The organism is Devosia riboflavina, from assembly GCF_000743575.1.
Taxonomy (GTDB): domain Bacteria; phylum Pseudomonadota; class Alphaproteobacteria; order Rhizobiales; family Devosiaceae; genus Devosia; species Devosia riboflavina.
Map to the genome: position 1 here is coordinate 103,486 of NZ_JQGC01000017.1, position 23,491 is coordinate 126,976.

The window sequence follows — 23,491 nt, forward strand, 5'->3', positions numbered from 1 at the left end:
CGATGGGCATAGTGCGTCCCTCGGGAGAGGAAGGTGCAACATGCTCTATGCCGTTTTGTGCTATAATGACGAGAAGGCCGTTTCCACCTGGACCAAGGAGGAAGACGACGCCTGCATGATGAGGCTCGGCCGGGTGCAGGACGAATTGCGCAGCGAAGGCCGGCTCGGCCCGGTGGTGCGCCTGCAGAACACCACGGAAGCCAAGACCCTGCGCAAGGCCAATGGCGAACACGTGGTCTTTGACGGCCCCTTTGCCGAGACCAAGGAACAGTTTCTGGGCTTTTACGTCGCCGATGTCGATACGATCGACGAGGCGGTCGAATTTGCGAGGAAGCTGGCGATCGCCAATCCCGGCCTCGGCTCCTATGAAATCCGCCCGCTTCGCGTCTATCTGCCGAGCGCCCTGCCGAGCGAAGCCATGGTCACCGAACCGGCGGAATAAGCAGGTTCTCCTTAACCTCGTTGGGCAATAGGCCGCGCGAAAAGTCTGGTTCCGGCCTATATTTAGGCTCGGATTTCCAGAGACCGCCGGGCCCCATGTACCAATCCCTCAAACCAGACGCAGCAGCGCCGCAGCCCAGTGCTGTGCCGTTGCGCGCGGTCGAGGGTGCGCCGGCCGCCACGGCGCCGAAGCGGCCGGGGCCAAGCCCCTTGGCGGGCATTACCCCCTTCATGATCATCGGCTGGGTCAGGCGCTTCTGGATCGTCGTCGTCGTCCTGGCCGTGCTCGGCGCCCTTGCCGGCTATGCCGCGGGCACGCTGATCCCACCGCGCTATACCAGCTATTCCGACATCCTGCTCGACCCCAACGACCTGCAGCTTGTGGCCGACGATCTCTATACCCGCGTCGCCCAGGGCGAGGCGCAGTTGATCGATGTCGAAAGCAAGATGCGGATTCTCAGTTCCATCAGCGTGCTGGGCCGCGCCGTCGATCAGCTCGACCTGACCCAAGATCCCGAATTCGTCGATGCCGACAATGCCTCGGCATCGGCCGATGACAAGCGCATCGCCGCCGTCCGAACGCTGGGCGACCGCGTCCGCGTCAGCCGCGAGGAGCGCTCCTATGTGGTCACGACCTCGGTCTGGGCCAATACGCCGGAAAAATCGGCCGCGATCACCGATGCCGTGGTCAATGCCTTCCTGATCGAACTGGCGGCGGTGGAATCCGATGGCGCGCGCAATGCCTCCGACGCGCTGAACCAGCGCCTCGCCGAACTGCGCAATGATGCGGCCAAGGCCGAAGGCGCCGTGGTCGACTATCGCCGCGAACATGGCCTGCCGGCGACCGGCGATGGCCAGCTCAGCGCCCAGACGGCAGTGCAGATCAATACCCAGGTCGATACCGCCCGCGAAACCCTGATCGCCGCCGAAGCGCGCTATGCGTCGCTGACCTCCAGCACCGGTGGCAGTTCGCAGGAATCCGAGACTTTGGCGCAGTTGCGGACGGAATATGCGACGGCCAAGCAAAGGGCCGACGCCCTTGCCGCCACTCTTGGCCCCCGCCATCCGAGTCTCGCGACGGCCCGCGCCGAACAGGCAGCCTTGCAGGGCGAAGTCGACCAGGAAGTCGCCCGCATCGTCGAGGCGGCCCGGATCGACCTGCAACGGGCTCGCGATGTCTTCGACCAGTTGAGCAATGCCGCCGGCACCCAGCTCGGCAGCGTCTTCTCGGACGAACAGGCCCAGCTCGAACTGCGCCAGCTCGAGCGCACCGCGACCTCGACCGTGGCTATTTATGAGGCCTATCTGACCCGCGCCCAGCAGGTTGCCGAACGCAGCCAGCTCAACACCAGCAAGGTGCGCGTCATTTCGCCGGCCATGGCGCCGATTGCGCGCAGCTATCCGCCACGCACGGCACTGCTCGCCGCAGGCGGGCTGGTCGGTGGCCTCCTGGCGGGGCTGGCGCTGGCAGCGGGCCTCGGCTTTCTCCAATATCTTTTTCTGACGACGCGGCCCCGGCCGACCGCACCGCCGCGCATGCGCGCCGCCTGAGGGTCAGAAGGCCGGTCGCGTAAAACCTATTTCGAATGAAAAATGATCTGCCAGAGGGCGGCAGGATTGGTCTTGAGATAGCGGCCGAGGAGGCGCCGCGGCTCGATCATGGTGCGATAGACCCATTCGAGCCCGGCATTCTGCATCCATTGCGGCGCGCGGCTATTCTTGCCGGAGAGAAAATCGAAGAGCCCGCCCGAGGTCTTGATGACCCCGACACCGCGCAGATTTTCGAGATTGCGTGAAACGAATTCCTGTTCGCGCGGCACACCGAGCCCGATCCACAGGATGTCGGGCTGACTGGCGACGATCTCGGCAACGATGCCGGCTTCGTCCTCGGGCTTATAATAGCCATCGCGGGCGCCGGCAAAGATCAGGTTCGGATATTGCGCGCGCATATTGGCGACGGCGCGGCGATTGCCCTCGGGCGTGGCCCCGAAGAAATAGAAACGCAGGCCGGCCTTTTGCGCGAGGCGCGCCACGGCATGCACGAGATCGGTCGTCGCCACACGCTCGCTGAGTTCTTCGCTCGCCACATAGCCCGAAAGCCGCACCATGGGCATGCCATCGGCATGGATCTGGTCGGCCTCAGTGAGAAGCTGCTTGAAATCGGGATCTTCTGCGGCGAGTGCAATGACCTGGCCATTGGCGGAGGTCGAATAGAAGGGCAGCGCGTTTTGTCCGCGGGCCCGCAAGGCGGTGCGCACCAGCATGCGGGCGGATTCTTCCATGCCCAGAACCGAAATCGGCAGGCCGCCGATATTGGTGCTCGGCTCGATTTGCGTGCCGCTTATGTCGCTGTGGTCAACCGGCCGCATGGCCCATCCTGAATCATCGTCCCCCGCAAAGACGCAGGGCCAAGCAAAAGCATTCGGGCAAAACATTTAATGGCGGGTTCAGCCGATGGATTGCATTGCAGGCAAAGCCATCATTGGTCGATGCGGGTACCGATCGAGGTCCAGAGTGCTTGGACTTCCCGAGCCACATCGAACGGTTCGACGGGCTCGCTTCCGGCGGCAAGAACGGCGGCGGCAACGGTGGGAATATCGGCATCCGTTGGCACCAAGCGAATGGTTGAGGTCTCGATCAGGCGCTGGAAGAGGAGATGATGATCGAGGGCGTCCGCGGCCAGCGGCGCATTGACCACGACCCGGCGCCCCGACAGCGCGGCTGCCAATACGCTGCCGCGACGCGAAGTGAGGCCTTCGGCGAAGAGGTAGCAGAAGACGTCGACCTCGGCGAAAATGCGGGCCAGCACATCATCATCGGCAATATAGCCCGTCACCGTCACGCGGTCGGCAAGTCCGAGCTCTTGCACGCTGGCGAAGAAATTCTCTTCGACATTGTCCATGCCCCTGATGAAGGAGCCGGCAAAGACGACGCCGACATCATGTCCGGCCCGCAGCAGTTCGGCCGCCACCTGCAGCACCACGGCGGACTGTTTTTTTGGATAGATCGAACCGAACTGACCAAGGATCAGCCGTCCGGCCCGACGCTGGGCCGACAGGGCGCGGCTCCTCTCGCTCTCGACCTTTTTCTCCGAGGGCAAGATATTGGGCGGAATGGGCACCACCTGCCGCCTGCCGGTCACGAAGCGCGAAAAGCGCGTGGCGGCGAACTCGGCGGCGATTTCGGGCGCGGAAAATTTGAGACGCGTGGCGCAGAGGACGACGGGGGCGAGGACGATCCGCCGCTTCCAATCGAGCGCCAGCCATTCGTGGAGGAAGACGACGACATCCTTCCCCATCAGCCGGGCGACAAGGGCGGCAAGGCCGGGTGTGAAGAGGCGGCGCTTCCAGCCCACAATGGGAAAATTGAAGGCGACGGCATCTCGGCCCCTCAGCGCACGCAGAAGTCCCAAGAGATCGGCATCGAGCACATGGGCTGTGGCGCGGGAACCGAAATGCTGGGCCAGAAGCCGCGAAAACGCCTCCACGCCGCAGAGCTGGCGGGCCGCCGACACGAATACGAGATATTTTTGGCTCACCGCTGCGTTCCCAGCGCCGAAGTCTCGGCTTTTGCGTAACGCAACCTTAGATTCCCAGCGTTAACATGGACTTGCCTCTCGGCTTGCCGCAAAGGGCAGGTCGACCTTGCTGGAGACGCCGATGGCCGCCTCGATTTCGCTTGTTACCCCGAGCTATTCCGGGGATTTTGCGGCCTGCCAATTGCTCTGCGCATCCATGGACCGGTTCGTGAGCGGCTTTGACATGCACTATATCGTCGTCGGCGACGAGGATGCAGCGCTCTTTGCTGGTCTCGCCGGACCAAAGCGACGCGTGGTCACCAATGCCGAACTGCTGCCCAAATTCTGGTCGATCGGACGCTGGCGCGGCCGGCGCTATTCCTGGGCTCTCGGGCTCGGCCTGCCGGTCTATGGCTGGCACCTGCAGCAATTGCGCAAGATCGCCATGACCCTCGCCCAGGAGAGCGAGTGGGTGATGTGCGTCGATTCCGACAATTGCTTCGTTCGCCCGTTCGATCTTTCGACTGTTACCGTCAGCAACAAGGTGCCGCTTTTCGTGACACCGGCCGGCATCACGCCCGACCGACCCAATCACGTCACCTGGCTTGGCAATGCCTACGTCTTGTTTGGCCTGCCCGCTCCCGCACTGCCTGCCGATGACTTCATCGGGCCGATGATCGTCTGGGAACGCGAGACGGTCAGCCAGATGGTGCAGAAGATCGAAAGCTTTGCGGGAAAACCCTGGTGGTCGGCGATCGCCAGGCAGCGGCAGTTTTCCGAATACCTGATCTATGCCGCAGCCGTCGCCAGCGACCCCGCCATCGCCGAACGGCATGAGAAAACGACGCAATCCTGGTGCCTGACCTATTGGGAAGGGCCGGCGCTCGACGACAAGGGGCTGGCTGACTTCATCGGCCAGCTCGCGCCGCACCAGAATTCCATCACTATCCAGTCCCATACCCACACGCCGGCAGACGTGATCCGGCGCGCCGTTCTCGGCTAGCGCGAAGCCTTGTAAGGCGTCGGCAGGATGCCGAGGCTCGCCATGATGCGGCCGACGGGCAAAAGCAGCGGATGGCTGGCGCCAAGCAGCGAACCGGTCCGCAGGAGGACGGCGGCGCCGCGCACAATGCCGAGACCGAGACTCCCGACATTTTTCATCACGGCCGCAGCCGGCGACATATGCGTGCGATCGACGACATAATTGATGCTGCCGGTACGAATGGAGCGACGGGCGAGGAATTTTGCCGTGACCCGCTCAGCCGGAACGAATTCGTGAATGACGGCCTCTTCGCACCACCAAGTCTGAAAACCCGCGCGCTTGCAGCGGGTGAAGAATTCCATGTCGCCTCCGCCGAGGAAATTGAAACGGATGTCGAAGGGCGGCCTGGGCATGGAATCAAAGACCCGGCGACGGGTGAGGCAATTGCCCGAGCCATGCAACTGGTCGACCTGCCTTGTGACCCCGTCGATGGAAATGAAGAGCGGGTGCTGGGCAATGGCTTTTGACACGGGCACATCGAAGCGGCGTTGCACCGGTCCACCCACGAGATCGGCATTTTCCTTTTTTGCCGTCGCGACCATGGCGGTCAGCCAGCCGGGCATCGCCTCTTCGTCGTCGTCGATCATCAGGAAGAATTCGGCTTCCGGAAAGAGGACCTGCGCCTCGCCGAAGGCGCGATTGATGGCGTGGCAATTGCCCTGCTGCGGCTCGATAAAAATATGGCTCGGGATTTTGCTGTTGGCGAGCAATTGCCGGGCTCGCGCCGCGCCCTCGGACTTTGCCCCATCGTTGTCGACAACGACGAGGGCGAAGCCGAAATCAGGCTCCTGGGCCAGAACCGAGCCTATGGTTCGTTCGAGCCAATCGGGTCGGCGGAAGGTTGGAATGCAGATGACGGCCTCGATGGGCTTCTCCGTCACTCTTGCTGCCGTTTGGTTCGAAGCCATTGCGCCCAAGCTCTCAGGATAGCGCCGCACGCAGATCGCCGGGCGCTATCTGGGGTTTCTCCACCAGATCGGCATGGGCCTGCAAGCGCAGCCCGAAAACGGCGATCAGCATGGTAAACCAGATCGGACCGGAATTCTCGAAGAACGGGCTTTCAAAGCAACTGGTGAAGAGGCCGAACATCCAGATGCGGAGATAGAGCCGCGTCAGGTCTTTGTCGCTGCCGCGCGCCAGCGCCACGGATGCATGACGGCAGGGCAGAACGACGAGCCAGATCAAAACGAGGATCAGCAGCGGCCAGCCACCATTGATCAATTGGTCGAGATAGGCGTTGTGGGCATTGGCCGCTGTGACCGCCCAGGTCGAGGCCGAGGCATTGCCGTAGAAGAGCGCATCGGTCTGCCAGAAGGACTGAAAACCGTAGCCTGTAGAAGGCCGGCTGCCGATGGACGACACTGCCAGCTGCCAGATCGAGGTGCGGTCGGTAAAGGTCGCATCGATCCCGAGACCCGTGACGAAGGCGTTGATCTCGGGGGATACCGCGACGGAGAGAATGACGAAATTGATGAGGAACAGACCGCCACCGACGAAGAGCAGGCGGAACATGCCGAGGCGTTCGAAGAGCCAGACAGCAACCAGCACGGCCGGCAGCATGGCGGCCGAGGTCTTGCCACCAGAGCTGAGGAGGAAAAAGGCTGCGAGCACTGTCAGCGTCAGCCCGCTCCAGAACATTTTCATCCTAAAAAGATAGAGGCCGAAGAAAACCGCAAAGGCCATGGCGGCCGCAGCCGTATTCTTGTGACCGAAATGGCCGCGCCAATCCCCGGCCAACGCAGCTTCCGCCGCGTCGGTCGCCTGATGGATGGCGCGGGCCGGCATGAATAGAACACCGAAATAGGAGAGCGCCACCGCCAGGCAGATGCAGATGCCGACGAGCTTTGCAAATTGCGCATTGTCGCGCGGCAGCAACAGCACGGCGCTGGCCGAGAGGATGACGAGCGCCGAATAGATGGTGCGCCGCAGGGCGGCATCGGGCGTGTCGGAAAAAAAGATCGTCAGCACGATCCAGAAGAACACCAGCGCGAGGGGACCATAGGCGCGGATCGCGAGGTCGCGCGCCGGATGCAGGAACAGCATGACCAGCACCAGCCCGGACATGCCGAGCACGATCAACTGGTTGAAGGCATTTGAGCTTTCGCCATAGGCGGCAAGCTGGGCGCTGCTGGCCGGATTGGGCAGCGGGTCGAGCCCGATCCAGAAATAGAGGAAAACCAGGACTAAGAGCGCGGACGCAAACCACCCACCCTGGGGGTTATATGTTTCCGCGCTTGGGTCAGACACCGGCGCCTCCCATGGGAGCCAATCGCATTCTCGTCCCCGTGGCAGGCGGTATCGACCCCCGCACCAGGGTGGCAAAAGCCTGACAGGAAAGTCTGGATAATTCCTTCATGCCGGGGCCACGATTAGCCCCACATTAACGGTCCCCCGCTTGGAAGGGTGAGATTTCCGGCCGATGCCGCTATGGTGGATAAAGGCATCTATGCGCGCGGTTGCGCGGGGACACAAAGGGCATCTTTCATGCGCAGGCGAGACTTCGTCTTGGGTGCATTGGGCACGGGCGCCCTGCCCTATGTCCTGCCGCAGGGTGCCGTCGCGCAAACCGGGCGAACGACCATCCCCTATGGGGCCGCCATTCGCATCGACCCCATGTTGGAAGAGCCGGACTATAGAAAGGCCGTGCTCGACTATTGCCAGGTGGTCGTCGGCGAAGGCGGACTCAAATGGATCGACCTGCGGCCCGACCGCGACAGTTTTGTTTTCGACCAGCCCGACAGGCTTCTGGCCTTTGCCGAGGAGCATGGACTGGAGATGCGTGGGCATACCCTGGCCTGGTATGCGGCCATGCCCGACTGGGTCGAGACCATCGCCTCAGCCGAGGAAGCCCGGACGGAGCTAGTGCGGCACATCGAAACGGTCGTTGGCCGCTATAAGGGCCGCATTTCGAGCTGGGACGTCGTCAACGAACCCATTGCCGACCATCCGACACGCGAGGCGCCGATCCGCGACTCCGTCTGGCAGCGACATCTGGGCAAAGACTATATCGAACTGGCCCTGCGCACGACCGCCAAGGTCAATCCCGATGCGCGGCTGGTGATCAACGATTTCGACTTCGAACAGCCGACCGACAAGGCCCGCGCCCGCCGCAAGGCCTTTCTCGACCTCATTCGCGAGTTGAAGGCGCGCGACGTTCCGCTGCACGCCATCGGGCTCCAGGGACACTTGCAGGGCGAAATCGCCATCGATAAATCCGGACTGACGGCCTTCGTCGCCGAACTGGCATCGATGGACCTGGCGATAATGGTGACCGAACTCGATATCATCGACAATCTGTTGCCCGGGCCCGAGATCGAGCGCGACGGGATCATCGCCCAGCGCGCCAAGGATTTTCTCGACGCTATCGGCGCCGCCAAGCGGCCCGAAGCCGTGCTGACCTGGGGCATCAGCGACAGACATACCTGGGTGCCGATCTGGTTCAGCCGCGACGACGGCATGCCCAATCGGCCCTTGCCGCTCGATGCCGATTTCCGGCCCAAGCCGCTGATGCAGGTCATTCAAGATTTTTGTGCAGAATAGCGGCTGATGGTCCGGCAGGTTTCCTCATACATGCTCGCCAATATTGTCTCGGCAATGTTCGGCTTTGCCTCGGTGGTGATCTTCACGCGCCTGCTCGGTCCGTCCGAATATGGCATCTACATCATCGGCTTTTCCATTGCGGCCATGATCTCGTCCTTGGCCTTTGGCTGGATCAAGGCCTCAGTCGTGCCGTTTACCGCCCATGATGACGGCGCCGATCTGCGGGCGACCACCGGGTTCGCCTTCATCGCGCTGATCCCGCTCGTTCCGATCCTCTACTTCGCCATTTCGGCCTTCGCGCCGCAATATCAGGACTACCTGCTGGCCGCGATCCTCCTCGCCTTCGGCATCGGCTTTTTCGAATTCTATCTCGAAACCTTCAGGGCCAGGCAGCAGACGATTCCCTATCTTTGGGCCACCGTGATCCGCGCCGCGCTGGCGCTGGCGCTTTCCCTCGTGCTGGTGCTGGTCTTCGATTTCGGTGGCGCGGGCCTCGTGCTCAGCGTCATGGCCTCCTATTTCGCCACGAGCCTCATCTTCGCTTCCATGGTCTGGCAGAGCCCGAGAAAACCGTTTGATCCGGCCATGCTGCGCGCCATGCTGGTCTTCGGCTTGCCCATGACCGTTTCCGGCGCGGTCTTCGTGCTGCAATCCATGCTCGATCGCTTTGTCCTTGCCGGGTCTCTGGGCGAACATGCGGCGGGCATTTACGGCGCATCAGCCGATCTCGTGCGCCAGATCATCCTTTTTCCCGGCGTCGCCATCGGCACGGCGGTGGCGCCGATCGCGGTGCAATTGCTAGCGCGGGGCGAAAAGGCCGAGCTTGACCGGCACCTGGTCGACAGCACGGAAATGCTGCTGGGCGTGCTCGCTCCGGCGGTTGCGGGCCTCGCCATCATTGCCGCCAAGCTCGCCTCGCTCGTGCTCGGCGCCGATTTCCGGCTCGACGCGGCAAACCTCATTCCGCTCATCGCGCTGGCCTGGCTCTTCCGCTCCTTTTCCTATCAACTGCTGCATGTCAGCTTCCAGATCCGCAAGACGCCCGGCCTGATGCTGGCGCAGGGCCTTGCCATTCTCGTCATCAATGCGCTGGCGCTTTTCATTCTGGTGCCGCGCTTCGGCCTCATGGGAACAGCTTTCGCCTTGGTCATTTCCGAAGCCGCGGGCATTGTCATCGGCTATCTGTTGACGCGCCGCGCCTATCCTCTGCCGCTTGATCCCCGCCCCTTCCTCAAGGTGGGCCTTGCGACGCTGGGCATGGCGGTTCCCACCTATCTCGTCGATCGCGCCCTGCCGGACATGGGTGTGCTGGATATTGCGCTCCCGGTCCTTGTCGGTGTGCTCACCTATGGGCTCTGCGCCTATGCGCTCGACATTGCCGGTATCCGCAGCCGTTTGAAGACGCTGCGGACGCGTTCGTCGCCGCTTCCCGCCGGTCGCTAAAAATTTACGGATTCCGCCAAGGATCCCTAAACCCTGATGCAAGATATGGCCCCGAGATCGACTGTTCCGGCCGAGCTAAACCCCGCGCATTAGTCCAAATTAACAAGTTGAGCCGCTAGATTTACGCCAGTTCGGGGCGGCAGTTTTCGCGAAGAGCAAGAGCTCCGCCCAAAATACAAAGCCCAAGAATGGGCGTCAGGCCGGGTGCAGGACAGCGCCTGGCGGACAGGCGAGGTTGGCTTGGTATCGCTGCGCGTCAGCGAAACAGTCGCCGCGCCGGTCTTGTGGGACAGGGTGCGACATGAACGTGCGGGTACAGAACAGCAAAGATCTGCCTTTGGCCGTCGATCTCGACGGCACGCTGATATCGGCCGACCTGCTGTGGGAAAGCATTTTCCAGCTCCTCAAGAAGAACCCGCTGTTCCTGTTCATGCTGCCGGTCTGGCTCATGGCGGGCAAGGCGCACCTCAAGGCCGAGATCGCCAGCCGCGTGGATTTCGATGCCGCCATCCTGCCCTATCGCCAGGAATTTCTGGATTTTCTCAATGCCGAAAAGGCGACCGGCCGCGAAATCGTGCTGGTGACGGCGGCGGCCGAGCCCTTTGCCAGCGCCGTTGCCGCCCATCTCGGCATTTTCACCACCTTTCATGCATCGAGCCGCGACACCAACCTTGCCGCCCACCGCAAGGCGGCCCTGCTGGTCGAGCATTTTGGCGAGGGCGGCTTCGACTATGCCGGCAATGACCGCGCCGATATTCCCGTCTTCAAGGTCGCGCGCGCGGCTGTGGTCGTCGCACCGGACCGGACGGCTCACCGCTATCAGCAGACGAGCGGCGCCCGCCGTTTCGAGCGCACCAAGCCGAGCTGGAAAACCTATGTAAAGATGCTGCGGGTGCATCAGTGGCTGAAGAACCTCTTGGTCTTCGCCCCGGCCATCCTGGCGCACCAGATCACCAATCCCGAGGTGCTGCTGCCCTCGCTCGGCGCCTTCGTCGCCTTCTGCGCCGCGGCCTCGGCCATCTATATCATCAACGATATTCTCGACCTGCCGCTCGATCGCCAGCACGCGACCAAGCGCAATCGGCCCTTCGCCAATGGCACGCTGTCGATCCCCTTCGGGCTTTCCGTATCGGCCGGGCTGATCGCGATCGCGGTCGTAGTCTGCGTCTTTCTTCCGCCCGTCTTTGCGCTGGTCATCGGCCTTTATGTCGTGTCGACCACCGCCTATTCGCTGGCGGTTAAGCGCATGCTGCTGATCGACGTGCTGTGCCTTGCCGGCCTCTATACGCTGAGGATCATCGGCGGCAAGGCCGCGGCAGACCTGCCGCTATCCTTCTGGCTCATCGCCTTTTCCATGTTCTTCTTCCTCTCCCTGGCGCTCGTGAAGCGCTATGTGGAGCTGCAGACCTCCAAGGTCAGCGAGCGCGACCGCATTGCCGGGCGCGGCTATCGGCCCGAGGATATGGCCATTGTCGGCCAGGCCGGCATCGCCTCCGCCTTTACCGCCACGCTCGTGCTCTCGCTCTATATCCAGAGCCAGGAAATCATCGGCTACTATTCCTCGCCCTGGCTGATCTGGCCGCTGGTGCCGATCGTCCTCTACATCGTCATTCGCATCTGGATCCTCGCCTATCGGCGCGAGATGCATGACGACCCGGTGGTCTTCATCGCCACGGACTGGCGCAGCCAGATTTTCGTCGCCTTCGGCGCCCTGCTGATGATCGCGGGGAATTTCATCTGATGGCGGCCAATCTCGACAGCTTTGGGCGCATCGATCGCCATTCGCGCCGCTCTCTGGCGCCTGATCTTGCCATGGAGAGCCTCGATGGGAGCAGCGACGAACCGAGCCTTCTCGCCTTCGGCAATGGCAAATCCTATGGCGATAGCTGCCACAATGAGGGTGGCGCGCTGGTGCCGATGCGCTCGCGCCGCGACATCCTGCATCTCGATATTTCGAGCGGCGTGCTGAAGGCGGAAGCCGGCGCCACGCTCGAAGAAATCATCGCCCACGCCGCCCCGCATGGCTTTTTCCTGCCTGTTACCCCCGGCACGCGCTTCGTCACCCTGGGCGGGGCCATTGCCAATGATGTGCATGGCAAGAACCACCATGTGCGCGGCACCTTTGGCTGTCACGTCACGGGCTTTGACCTGCTGCGCTCGGATGGACGGCGCTATGCCTGCTCGCCGAGCGAGAATGCGGAGCTCTTCGCCGCCACGATCGGCGGCATGGGGCTGACCGGGATCGTGCTCAGCGCCAGCATAAAACTGATGCGCGTGGGATCGCTCGATGTCGAGGAAGAGATCACGCCCTTTGCCGATCTCGAACGCTATTTTGAGCTCGCCGAGGCTGCAGACGCCGCCAACGAATATGCCGTCGCCTGGGTCGACCAATTGGCCCCGACCAATCGCGGCGTGATTCTTACTGGCAACCACGCGCAGAACGGCAATTTCCAGACTGCGAAGTCGGCGACCCGGCTCACCGTACCCTTCGAAATGCCCTTCTCCATGCTCAATGGCTGGAGTTTGAAGGCCTTCAACTTCGCCTATTTCCACGCCAAGGCGCGGAAGAGCGGCAAGAAGACCCTCAGTGCCTATGGCAGCTTCTTCTACCCGCTCGATGCGGTGGGGAACTGGAACCGGCTCTACGGTCCCAAGGGCCTCTACCAGCACCAGAGCATCATTCCCTTCGCTTCCGCCCCTTCGGTTATCCCGCAACTGCTCGACGCCAGCCGCAAGGACGGTCAGGCCTCTTTCCTGACCGTCCTAAAACGCTTTGGCGCTGTGGCTTCGCCCGGCCTCTTCTCGTTCCCGCGGCCCGGCTACACGCTGACCATGGACTTTTCCAACCGTGGAGCTTCGACCTTAAAGCTGCTCGAAAGGCTCGATGCGCTGACCGTCGAAGCCGGCGGGCGCGTCAATCCCTACAAGGACCAGCGCATGAGTGCGGCGACCTTTGCAGCCGGCTTTCCCGAATGGACCGAGCTCGAACGCTATCGCGACAAGCGCTTCTCATCCGATTTCTGGCGGCGCACCGCGCTCAGCCTTTCCGCCGAGGCGCCGGCCCTGGCCGCCGAATAGAGGACAAACATGACCTACCTGCCCTTCATCCTCTTCACCGTTTTCACCAATGCCGCCGCCCAGCTCATGCTCAAGGCCGGCATGAGCTCGATGGGCTCGATCAGCTTTACCGCGGATACGGCGATCTTGCGCATCTTCCAGATCGTCTTCAATCCCTGGGTTTTTGCCGGGCTCGTGACCTTCGTCATCTCCATGGCCTCGCACCTTTATGTGCTCTCCAAGGTCGATATCTCCTTCGCCTATCCTTTCCTGAGCCTTGCCTATGTGGCCGTCGCCATCTTTGCCTGGCTGGTTTTCAAGGAAGACCTCGGCGCCTTCAAGATCGCCGGCATTGCGCTCATCTGCGTCGGCACGGTGCTGATCGCGCAGGGCGGAACCAAGCATGTCGAGGCGACTGAGACCGTCGCCAGCCTCGATCAGGCGCGGACCTGATCGCCAGATGATTCAAGCCAACAACAATAGTTTTCACAGATAGGGCGGAACGAAACATGAGACACATTATCTTCGGCGGTGATGGCTTCGTTGGCCGGCATCTGGCCCCGCGTCTTCTCAATGCCGGTCACGAGGTTATCGTGGCCGATATCGTCAGGTCGGACCTGCCGCACTATCGCGATGTCCAGTTCGTCAAGACCGATGTCACGAGCGACGTTTCCGTGCGCGATCTCGGCATCAAGCCGGACGACATGGTCTATAACCTCTCGGCCAAAATGCTCTCGCCCATTCAGGTGCGGGCCAAGCGGCACGATTTCTTCTTTCCGGTGAACTATTACGGCACCGAAAACATCATCCGCGCCATGGACAAGGCCGGCGCCAATCGCCTCGTCCATTTCACCACCGACATGGTCTATGGCCACACCTATACCTGGCCGCAGAAAGAGGACCATCCCTGCGCCCCGCTCGGGGAATATGGCCTTTCCAAATACAAGACCGAGCTGCTCGCTGCCGAATGGCGCGAAAAGGGCATGAACATTTCCCTCTTCCGTCCGCGCCTGATCATCGGGCCGGGACGCCTCGGGATTCTCGCAAAACTCTTCAAGCTGGTCGACATGAACCTGCCGGTGCCGATGATCGGTTCGGGCAAGAACCCCTATCAGTTCATCTCGGTCTTCGACTGCGCCTCGGCGGCCCATGCCGCCTTTACCGCCGGCGTGCCGAACGAGGTCTATAACCTGGGTTCGCTCAATCCCCCGACGACGCGCGAGCTTCTCACCAAGCTGATCAAGCATGCCGGCTCGCGCTCGCTGCTGGTGCCGACGCCGGGCTGGGCGGTCAAGCGAACGCTCGACCTGCTTGATCTCATGAACATGCCGATCATGGACCCCGAGCAATATCTGATCGCCGACGAGATGTGCATTCTCGACGTTTCCAAGGGCGAACGGGAACTGGGCTGGGTGCCGCAATATCGCGACGAGGACATGCTCGTCGCCGCCTACACCGAATATCGCAAGAAGCTGGCCGGTGCCGAGCCGACGGCCGCAACGCAATCCAAGGCCGCCTGAGGAGACCGCCCATGAGCAGTGTGATGAAACTCTCCGACGCCCCGGCGCGCGAAACCAGGACGGTCAAACCTGATCTTCTGACGGTCGAAGACGCCAAGGCGCTCGACATCAAAAAGATCAACGAGCTTTTCACCGAGCATATGAATCCCGGCCAGCTTCACTTCATGAAGCTCTTGGGCTTCCACAAGGTGAAAATCGAGCGTGCCGAGGGCATGTACTATTTCGACCAGAACGGCAGAAAGATCCTCGACTTCTTCGGCGGCTTTGGTTCGCTCGCCTTCGGCCACAACCATCCGCGCATTCTCGAAGCGCGCAGGAAATTTGCCGAGGAAAAGCGCCAGGAAATCGCCATCGCCTTCCTCTCGCAATATGCGACCGCGCTGGCCGCCAATCTTGCCGCGTGCTCGCCGGGCGATCTCGATATGGTGTTTCTCGGCTCCTCCGGTTCCGAAGCCATGGAAGCGGCCATCAAGGTTGCCGAACGTGCTGCCGGCCCGAACCGTCCCAAGATCGTCTATGCGGAAAATTCCTTCCACGGAAAGACCAAGGGCGTGCTCTCGATCACCGATGGCGCCCTCTATCGCGGCCAGTTCAAGCTGACCGACAATACTTTCCGTGTGCCCTTTGGTGACATCGACGCCATCGAGGCAGCCTTCAAGTCCGACCCGACCATCGGCACCATCGTGCTCGAAACCGTGCAGGGCGGCGGCGGCATCATCGAGGCGCCGGCCGAATTCTGGACCAAACTCCGCGCCCTTTGCGACAAGTATGGCGTGCTCTGGGTGGCCGACGAAGTGCAATGCGGCTTTGGCCGCACCGGCAGATTCTACGCCTTCGAACACTATGGCGTCGTGCCCGATGTGACGGCCCTCGCCAAGTCGCTCGGCGGCGGCAAGGCGGCCATGGGCGCCATGATCGCCAGCCGCGAGGTCTATATGAAGGCCTATGGCACTTCAAAGACCGCGATGATCCATGCCATGGCCACCTTTGGCGGCATCGGCGAGGCTTCGATCACCTCGATCGAAGCGCTCAATGTGCTCTACGATGAAGGCCTGATCGACAACTCAGCCGAGACGGGCGACTACCTGATCGAAAAGCTGCGGGGGTTGCAGGCCAAATACCCCACCCTGCTGAAAGAAGTGCGTGGCCGCGGCATGATGGTCGGCCTTGAATTCCACGATTTTTCGCAGACCCTGCCCATGGTCCTACGTCCAGTCGTGGCGGCGCTCGACGACAAATTGAAGGGTTCGCTGCCCGGCTTCATCGGCAGCCACCTGCTGCGCGATCACGGCGTGCTCGTCGCCTTCACCGAATACAACCGCAACGTCATCCGGCTAGAGCCGCCGCTGATCTGCACGCGCGAAAATGTCGATGAATTCATCACTGCACTCGACGAGGTTTTGGCGCGCGGTGTGGTGAAGATCGTCACGGATTTCGTGCGGGCCCAGGTGGGCTAAAGCACGAGCAGGAAAAAAGGCCGGGCCGGAGCCCGGCCTTTTCACTTTGCTATGATGGCAGAATACCGTCGCGGATGAGAAGGTCCCAGCAGGGATTGAGCGCGATTGCCTGCCGACCGGCCAGCGCCTCAGCAAAGGTTGCTTCGATATCCCGCCGCGCCCAGGTGACCGGGCATTTTGCGCGCAGGACGCCATCGGCCGCTTCGATAGCGGCCTTGGTCTCGGGCTTGAGGGCGCCGAAAGTGCGGGTGGGATCGGCGCCGATCTGGAGATGTGGCGTCGGCTGGCGATCCAGAATCCAGGGCAAGGGATCGGTGAAGTCGAGGGTCATGAGGCCCTCGAGCCTGACATTGTTTTCAGCCTCGAAGGCGAGGAGCGCTTCGACCGCGCTTTCGGCCGACAGCACCCACTGCACCTGATTGTCGATATCGGCGAAATATTGCCAGTTGGGGAGCTGGTCCTTGCGCGCCAGATCCTCATAGGCCTCGCGGAAATCGGCATAGTGCACACCGATCATTTCGGCGCGCTCGATCATGTCCCAGCGCGCGGACACCTGACCGATATTCTTGAGGAGCGGTGCATCGACCTGGGCATAGGTCACGCCCGCCGCGAAGGCCCTGACACTTTTGGAGATGATCGTCGTCATGGTCGGCACGATGGCGAAGGCGGCGAGCACCAGGACGGCAGTCCGAAAATGGCCCTTGAGATTTTTGGTACGTACCAGAATGAGCGCGAGCACCGGCCAGATGAAGATGAATTCCTGGCTGCCGCTATTCTGCGTTTCAAAGATGATGCCGCCGAGAATGGCGACGGAGAACCAAACAAAGCTGCTATCGAGGATGCGCTGAAATCCATCGCACCAGTCGAGCGCGAGCAGCACCAGGGCCAGAAGCGCAGCCGGTAGCAGGACGTCGAGCTTGTTGGTGATGACGGTACGGAAGCGCGGCAGAAGGGTCGATGAATTGCTTCCCGCGAGTTCGGAAATGTCGCGCAGATAGGCCGAAACCATACCGGTCAGCAGTTCCAGCGCAACTAGAGGCAAAAGAAAAAGGCCGGCGGCGAGGAAGGCATTGGCCCATCTAATGCGCCCGGCCAGTACGGCCAGAGCGCAGAAAAGCCCGCCGACGATAAAGCCGGTGATCTTGGTGAGAAACAGCGCCAGCATGGTGGCGCCGCAGAAGAGGGCAAGCGTGCGCCCTTCGCGCAGGAACAGGAGGCCGCTCAGCAGCACATAGAGCAGGACCACCACGTGGCGATTGTAGATGCCGAAACCATCAAGACCTGGCAGCGGATGATAGAATTGCGCATTGGACGGCGCGATGGCGAAGACAAGGAAGGGGCCGAGCAGCAGCAGCGACAGCGCACGATCGCGACGCGAAACCTCCCAGAGCACCACGGCCATGAGCGGCGCGGCGACGACGAGCAGCGCCCATTGCGCGAGCAGGAGGGGTTGCGCTGCCGGGAAAAGCTCAAGTCCCCAGGCAAAGAGATAATAGCCGAGCGGACCGACCGGCATGGAGAAATCGACGCTCGGCAATTGTCCGCTGGCAATACGATGCGCGGCGTCGAGATAAAGATAGGTATCCCAGTACATCGGCCCGATGGGCACGACGAGGGGCAGCGCCAGAAGGCCCGCCAGTGCGGATAGGACCAGCAGCAGCCAGAGCAATGGCTGTGTCAAAAAGCCTGCCCGTTCAGTCCGACGTGCCCTCTCCCCCAGACCCGCAGATGCCATGGACCACGCTTATCCCCTGCTTTCCTGACCGGCTGATATCTCGCCACTTTCCGGCAACGACACACTAACGGTTTTCGACCTTCCCAATTCTTAATTCTGGAGAAGAAGTTAACGGGTTCGGTAATATTGTCTCTATTAACTCAAGTCCAAGGCAGAACTGAATTTTCCTGCGGTTGGTGCTACAAACAGCCTGGGACAAAAGTGCTTTGCGACAGGCGGATTTGGGATGAGCATCCTCCTGGAAGGACGAGAGGCGCGGCGGCGACGGCGGTTCAAGCTGTCCGGACGGGCGACCCTGGGGGGTATCGTCGGGGCCGTGGAAGGCGCGGCGGCCGCAGGGCTGAGCCTGATGCTCTCCTATGCCCATGACATCCTGATCGTTCTGGCCGTGGGGGCCACTGCCGGCCTCATCTATGGCGTGTTGGCGTCGCGCGCCGCGCGCAAGTTCCTGGCCTATGCCGACCTGCGTCAGCCCTATGCCCTCCATGCCGTGCTGAGCTGGTTCCCGGCCGCTGCCATCGCATTTCTCGTGGCGCTGGCCGTCTCGCGCTGGGATCTGATCTGGGGGCGCACCTTCTGGGGCTGGCTGTTCATCACGCCATTCGTCCTGACCATTCTGCGCATCTATCTCTATCGCCGCATCGCCACCATGCTGGCGCGGGGGCAGTTCCAGGTCGAGCGCATCGGCGTCATCGGCGACGAAACGGCCATATCGCAGCTTCGCGCCGACCCGCGCATCTGGCAGCAGGGCGGACAGGTCGTGACCGATCTCATCCTGCCCGAAGGCATGGCGGGCAAATTGCCTGTGCCCGAAGCCATTGCCGCCTTTGCGCGCCGCTGCATCGAAAAAAATTGCCAGCACGTGCTGCTGGTGGGCGATCTCAATGACCTTGAGGCCATCGAGACCATTGTGGATCCGTGCCGTCCCTATGCGCTCAATGTCCTGCTCTATCCGGCGCGCGGTTTTGAGAGGCCGAAGGTCGATCTTGTCGATATCGTGCCGCTGGGCTCGGTCAATTCGGTGCGTGTCCTCAGCGCGCCGCTCAACGATGTGGGGCATCTTCTCAAGCGCAGTTTCGATATTGCCGCCGCCGGCTTTGGACTCTTGCTGCTCTCTCCGCTGCTGCTGGCCGTCGCTGTTGCGATCCGGATGACCAGCCCCGGCCCGGCGCTTTATCGCCAGGAGCGCCGCGGCTTTAACGGCCGCAATTTCCATATCCTGAAATTCCGCTCCATGCGGGTGATGGAAAGCGGCCGCGCCATGCGCCAGGCCGAGGTCAACGATCCGCGCATCACGCCTATCGGTCGTTTCATCCGCCGCACCAGCATCGACGAACTGCCCCAGCTCATCAATGTGCTGCGCGGCGAGATGAGCCTGGTCGGCCCGCGGCCGCATGCCATTTCCCACGATGACGAACTGTCGGAAAAGTTCGAGCTTTACGCGCAGCGCCAGCGCATCAAACCCGGCATTACCGGCTGGGCCCAGGTCAATGGCCATCGCGGCAATACGTCCACCCAGGACAAGATCGAAGCGCGCACGCTGCACGACCTCTATTATGCCGAGAACTGGTCCATGCTGCTCGATATCTGGATCGTGCTCCTGACTATTTTCTCCCCGCGCACCCGGCAGAACGCCCACTAATCGCCGGGCCCGATTTGCATTTTGCGGGCAGATTTGGGGAATATTAACCACGTTGCGTCATCGTCTTTTCCAAACGGAAATGGCGATGACCAACAAAATCATGCAGCAGGCTGAGCCTCTGATCGAAGGGGGCAGGTTCCTCGTCGCGCTGGCACCGCGCCTGCCGCGCATGGCGGGCGCCACGGCCGTCGTGATGTTCCTTGCCTTCGCCGCCATTCAATTCAGCCCGCAGACTTTTGAGGCGAGCCTTGCCTTGCGGGTGCCGGCCGGCAGCGAGCCGGCGCGGGAAGCGGAAAAACTGACCGACCAGCAATATCTGGGCGATGCGGTTTCCCGGCTCGCGCCCGACATCGTCGCCGACTTGCGTCAGGGCGGCGGCGGCGTGCTCGATACGACCGCCCTTTTGGGCAAGCGCCTAAGCCTGCGGCCGGCCGATGACGGCACCAATCTGGAGCTGACGGCCACGGCCGGAACGCCGGCGCGGGCCAAAGCCATCGTGACCGCGATAGCGGAAAGCTATGTGACCCTGGCGGGATTGCCGCCGGCTCTCTCCGGAGCCCCGCCGGAACAAACGGCATCGACCACGGCGGACGCCATCCCGTCCGCTATTTCCGCCAATGAGGCGGACACGCAGCTGCTGCAAAAAAAGTTGAGCCTTGCCTGGGAAGAGCGGATCCGGCTTGAAAGCCGTGCACAGCGCATCCAGTCGCTGGTTGCCGATGGCAATTATGCCATGCTGGCGCTCGATGCCGAGAACCTGCCGAGCTTGGGCCGGCAAATCGACGATCTCGCAACGCTCGAAGTCGAACGCCAGAAACTGGCCGTCGATCTCCTGCCCCAGCACCCGCGCATGCGCGTACTGCAGGAGGAAATCGACCAGCTTACCGCCGACCTCGATACGGGCATGCAGCAATTGGCGAAGCTGGTCGTTGCCGACCGCGATGCGGCGCGGCGCCTCGAAGACGGGCTGCGAGACCAGTTGATCGCCGCCACGACGCCGGTCTCGGTCGATACGGATGTCCTGACCGGCGCCATTGGCGATCGCCTGGAGCCGAAAGTAACGGCCCTGCCCCGACCGGTCCGGACCGACCTGGTTCTGGCCCTTTCAGGCGGCCTCGCCTTTTTTGGCCAGATCGGTCTTTTTGCCTTTTTGCGTTCGCGGCAAAGGGCGGCGGATGACGTAGTGGAGACGGAATATGCCATGGAGCCGGTGGACGACACGGTCTATGCGCCGGTCGACGCGCTTCAGCCGGAAGAGGACGTAGCGCATAACTGGCTCGACACATCGGTCGCGCCGGAAACCGCGGTCGAAGCGGCGTGGCTCCCCGAGCCTCTAGTGGCCGATCCGGTTGTCGAAGAGGCCAAAGGCCCGGCCGAGGTGCAGGCGACCACCCATGGACTGGACGATGCCCATATCGTCGCCATTCGTTGCCGGGGCGACATGGGCGCCGCCGCGCGGCGACTTCTCGGGCAATATGAAGGCCAGGGCCGGCGCGTGGTCTTCGTCGATGCGGCCAGCCGCCGCCGCGGACGCTCGCCCGGCATCAGCGATCTCTCGCTGGGTCTGGCATCCTTTGCCGATATCATCCATGGCAGCGGTTCCCACGAAACCGCGCTCGTGCCCTGGGGCCGGCAGGCCCAGTTCGACCCCGCCGCTAAATCGGTGCGCATCCTGATCCAGGCGCTGGCCGAACTCTATGACGTCGTCATCTTGACGCTCGACAGCGACAATCTCGCGGCTTGCAAGCCCCTCACGGCTCTGGCCGACCTGACGCTGGATGCGAGCGATATTCCAGGCTTTGCCAAGGCGGCAGCCTAGCCGAACATCAGGTGCCGGATCTGCGTATAGTCGAGCAGGGACTGCATGGAGAGATCGGAGCCATAGCCGGAATTCTTCATGCCGCCATGCGGCATTTCCGTTGCCATGAAGCCATGGGTATTGATCCAGGTCACCCCATATTCGAGCGCATCGGCTAGCGCCAAAGCCTCGTCGGCATTGCGCGACCAGACCGATGAGCCAAGGCCATATTCCGAGGCATTGGCCCAATCGACGGCGGTCTGCAGCGTGTCGAAAGGCGTGATGCTGACGACGGGACCAAAGACTTCCTTCTGAACGATCTCGGCTTCAATGGGGGCGGCGACAAGCGTTGGGGCGAAGAAGAAGCCGTCCGCTTCCGCCGCCCGGCCTTGCATGACATCGGCACCAGAGCTTTTGGCGCGATCGACGAAGCCCGCCACGCGCTCGTGGTGCCGCGCGCTGATGACGGGACCGAATTCGACATCGTTGCGCTCGGGGCGGCCATAGACGAGCGAGCCGAGCATGGTTTCGAGCCTGTCGGTCAAAGACTGGACAATCGTTTTGTCGGCAAAGATGCGGCAGGCGGCGGTGCAATCCTGCCCGGCATTGTAAAAGCTCGCTTCGCGCAGCGTTTCCACCAGTTTGTCGAGATCGGCATCGGCCGCAACGATCACCGGCGCCTTGCCGCCGAGTTCGAGATGGGTGCGCTTGATCATCGGCCCGGCGGCAGCCTGCAAGACGGCGCGCCCGGTGCGGACGTCGCCGGTCAGCGAGATCATCCGCACGAGATCATGCGAAATCAGCTTTTGGCCAACATCAGGCCCATTGCCGCAGATGATGTTGATGACGCCGGGCGGCAGCACCTCGGCGAAAATCCTGGCCAAGGCCAGGAGGCTCAGCGGGGTGAGTTCGGAGGGTTTTATCACCACCGTATTGCCCGCGGCGATGGCCGGGGCGATCTTCCAGGCAGCCATGAGCAGGGGATAGTTCCAGGGCGCGATCTGGGCGATGACCCCGATGGGGTCGCGGCGCACCAGACTCATGCGCTTGGAAGAGCGGTAATTGCCCGCCGCTGGAGCGGGCATATTGCGTACCGCGGTCGCAAAGAAACGGAAGACGTCGACGACATTGCCGATTTCGCCGCCCCGCGCATAGCGCAGCGGCTTGCCGGCGTTTCGCGACTCGATCGTGCCGAGCGTTTCGGCTGAAGCTTCGATCCTGTCGGCAATGGCCAGGAGGGCAGCGCTGCGTTCGCGTGGCGTGGTTTTCGACCATGCGGCAAAAGCCCTATGTGCCGCGCGGATGGCGCGATCGATCTGATCGGGGCTGGCCGACGCAACCTCGGCAAGCCTCGTGCCCAGCGCCGGTTCGAAGACGGTTTCAATCGCGCCCTCGCCGGCAACGAAATCGCCATCGATAAAGAGACGCGTTTCGAAAGCGGTCATGCGTTTTTCTCCAATTGAGCCGCCGGCAGATAGTGGGCGCGGGCCGCTTCGCCGAGATAATTCCAGAAGGCCAGGTCATGAGGACGGCCCTCGGGACGCCATTCGGGGTGCCACTGCACGGCAAAAACCGGCGCCGTCGTGCCGGTTGCGGAAATGGCCTCGATCACCCCTTCGGGGCCGGTGGCATTGACCGCCAGCCCCTCGCCCAGGCGGTCGATGGCCTGATAGTGGACGCTGTTGACGTCGAGAACCCCGCTGCCCGAGAAACGCTGCAGCATGCTGCCGGCCACCACGTCGACCTTGTGACCATAACCGAAAGTGTCGCCGAGATCGGCCTCGGCAGGCGCATGGTGTCTTTGCGCGAGATCGGCCTCCCTCAAATCACGAAGTGTGCCGCCGAGGGCCACATTGATTTCCTGCAAGCCGCGGCAGATGCCGAAGACCGGTTTGCCGGCATCGATGGCCGCGCGGATCAGAGCGTGCCCAAAAAGATCGCGACCGCGGTCGGTCGGCGCCTGAGCCGGCACCCGCGACCCGTAGCGAACAGGCTCGATATTGGAGCCGCTGCCGGTGAGCAGCAGAGCATCGAGCCGCCCGACGATTTCGGCTGCATTGGCCTCCGGCTGATTGGTTGGAATGATGACGGGAACCCCGTTCGCGAACCGCTCCACCGCTTCGAGATAGCGATGCTTGACCGCCTGGGCGGGCTCGCCCTCGACCTGACGCTCGCAGGCGATGACGCCGATAAGAGGCCGATGCTGCATGATTTTCTTCCCGCCCGCGCGAAAATGCCTTGCTGCCTTCCCCTGACGTGAAGGCTCCTGCTAGGGTAACGCTGGAACGCACCAAAAGTC

General features: G+C 62.3%; 19 protein-coding genes. 12 read left to right on the forward strand and 7 right to left on the reverse strand.

All coding sequences use genetic code 11. From position 1 onward, the window contains the following. The first annotated feature begins 40 nt into the window (after positions 1-40). The gene (locus JP75_RS17230) at positions 41-442 is read left to right on the forward strand and encodes a YciI family protein (protein WP_035085454.1); all 402 of its coding nucleotides are present in this window, start codon (positions 41-43) and stop codon (positions 440-442) included. Between the two features lie 95 nt (positions 443-537). Next, on the forward strand, positions 538-1,992 hold the full coding sequence (locus JP75_RS17235) for a GumC family protein (RefSeq protein WP_051960841.1): 1,455 nt from the start codon (positions 538-540) through the stop codon (positions 1,990-1,992). 26 nt (positions 1,993-2,018) lie between these two features. Here the strand turns inward: JP75_RS17235 and JP75_RS17240 are convergent, their stop codons facing one another. Together JP75_RS17240 and JP75_RS17245 are read right to left on the reverse strand one after the other, a co-directional pair. Continuing rightward, positions 2,019-2,810: a WecB/TagA/CpsF family glycosyltransferase gene (locus tag JP75_RS17240; protein ID WP_051960874.1), complete on the reverse strand. Its 792-nt coding sequence runs from the start codon at positions 2,808-2,810 to the stop codon at positions 2,019-2,021. 110 nt (positions 2,811-2,920) lie between these two features. After that, a complete protein-coding gene (locus JP75_RS17245) occupies positions 2,921-3,979 on the reverse strand; it encodes a glycosyltransferase (RefSeq protein ID WP_035085455.1) in 1,059 nt (352 codons plus the stop codon). Between the two features lie 121 nt (positions 3,980-4,100). Between JP75_RS17245 and JP75_RS17250 the strand changes: the two genes are divergently transcribed. Continuing rightward, complete coding sequence (locus JP75_RS17250; protein WP_035085457.1) at positions 4,101-4,961, forward strand: DUF6492 family protein; 861 nt, start codon at positions 4,101-4,103, stop codon at positions 4,959-4,961. On the opposite strand, the gene JP75_RS17255 is transcribed toward JP75_RS17250, so the two are convergent. Beyond that, a complete protein-coding gene (locus tag JP75_RS17255; RefSeq protein WP_035085608.1) occupies positions 4,958-5,881 on the reverse strand; it encodes a glycosyltransferase family 2 protein in 924 nt (307 codons plus the stop codon). The genes JP75_RS17250 and JP75_RS17255 overlap by 4 nt on opposite strands. Positions 5,882-5,921: 40 nt before the next feature. Further along, a complete protein-coding gene (locus JP75_RS17260; RefSeq protein WP_035085459.1) occupies positions 5,922-7,247 on the reverse strand; it encodes an O-antigen ligase family protein in 1,326 nt (441 codons plus the stop codon). Between the two features lie 237 nt (positions 7,248-7,484). On the opposite strand from JP75_RS17260, the gene JP75_RS17265 reads away from it, so the two are divergent. The 7 genes from JP75_RS17265 to JP75_RS17295 all read left to right on the forward strand — a co-directional run bounded on the left by JP75_RS17265 (position 7,485) and on the right by JP75_RS17295 (position 16,017). After that, positions 7,485-8,540, forward strand: coding sequence for an endo-1,4-beta-xylanase (locus tag JP75_RS17265; RefSeq protein WP_035085460.1), 1,056 nt, complete (start codon positions 7,485-7,487; stop codon positions 8,538-8,540). Positions 8,541-8,546: 6 nt separating this feature from the next. Continuing rightward, positions 8,547-9,983 (forward strand): lipopolysaccharide biosynthesis protein, encoded by a 1,437-nt coding sequence (locus JP75_RS17270; RefSeq protein WP_035085462.1) that lies wholly within the window; start codon positions 8,547-8,549, stop codon positions 9,981-9,983. A gap of 301 nt (positions 9,984-10,284) precedes the next feature. Further along, complete coding sequence (locus tag JP75_RS17275; RefSeq protein ID WP_035085464.1) at positions 10,285-11,724, forward strand: UbiA family prenyltransferase; 1,440 nt, start codon at positions 10,285-10,287, stop codon at positions 11,722-11,724. Next, positions 11,724-13,061, forward strand: a complete 1,338-nt coding sequence (locus tag JP75_RS17280; RefSeq protein WP_035085466.1) for an FAD-binding oxidoreductase — start codon at positions 11,724-11,726, stop codon at positions 13,059-13,061. The genes JP75_RS17275 and JP75_RS17280 overlap by 1 nt, the downstream gene beginning before the upstream one ends. Before the next feature lie 9 nt (positions 13,062-13,070). Then, entirely contained in the window at positions 13,071-13,493 is a 423-nt protein-coding gene (locus tag JP75_RS17285; RefSeq protein WP_035085467.1) for an EamA family transporter, read from the forward strand. Positions 13,494-13,549: 56 nt separating this feature from the next. Beyond that, positions 13,550-14,560 carry an NAD-dependent epimerase/dehydratase family protein gene (locus JP75_RS17290; RefSeq protein WP_035085469.1) on the forward strand — a complete coding sequence of 337 codons (1,011 nt, stop codon included), beginning with the start codon at positions 13,550-13,552 and terminating at the stop codon, positions 14,558-14,560. Positions 14,561-14,571: 11 nt separating this feature from the next. Further along, positions 14,572-16,017: an aspartate aminotransferase family protein gene (locus tag JP75_RS17295; RefSeq protein WP_035085471.1), complete on the forward strand. Its 1,446-nt coding sequence runs from the start codon at positions 14,572-14,574 to the stop codon at positions 16,015-16,017. A 49-nt stretch (positions 16,018-16,066) separates the two neighbouring features. On the opposite strand, the gene JP75_RS17300 is transcribed toward JP75_RS17295, so the two are convergent. Continuing rightward, on the reverse strand, positions 16,067-17,752 hold the full coding sequence (locus tag JP75_RS17300; RefSeq protein WP_425277289.1) for a hypothetical protein: 1,686 nt from the start codon (positions 17,750-17,752) through the stop codon (positions 16,067-16,069). 226 nt (positions 17,753-17,978) lie between these two features. Between JP75_RS17300 and JP75_RS25465 the strand changes: the two genes are divergently transcribed. Next, entirely contained in the window at positions 17,979-19,394 is a 1,416-nt protein-coding gene (locus JP75_RS25465) for an exopolysaccharide biosynthesis polyprenyl glycosylphosphotransferase (RefSeq protein ID WP_051960843.1), read from the forward strand. Positions 19,395-19,479: 85 nt separating this feature from the next. Then, the gene (locus JP75_RS17310) at positions 19,480-21,213 is read left to right on the forward strand and encodes a GumC domain-containing protein (protein WP_035085473.1); all 1,734 of its coding nucleotides are present in this window, start codon (positions 19,480-19,482) and stop codon (positions 21,211-21,213) included. On the opposite strand, the gene JP75_RS17315 is transcribed toward JP75_RS17310, so the two are convergent. Both JP75_RS17315 and JP75_RS17320 read right to left on the reverse strand, forming a co-directional pair. Continuing rightward, the gene (locus JP75_RS17315; protein WP_035085475.1) at positions 21,210-22,637 is read right to left on the reverse strand and encodes an aminobutyraldehyde dehydrogenase; all 1,428 of its coding nucleotides are present in this window, start codon (positions 22,635-22,637) and stop codon (positions 21,210-21,212) included. The two genes, JP75_RS17310 and JP75_RS17315, sit on opposite strands and share 4 nt — an antisense overlap. Then, positions 22,634-23,401 (reverse strand): gamma-glutamyl-gamma-aminobutyrate hydrolase family protein, encoded by a 768-nt coding sequence (locus JP75_RS17320; protein WP_051960844.1) that lies wholly within the window; start codon positions 23,399-23,401, stop codon positions 22,634-22,636. The genes JP75_RS17315 and JP75_RS17320 overlap by 4 nt, the downstream gene beginning before the upstream one ends. Positions 23,402-23,491 lie beyond the last annotated feature (90 nt).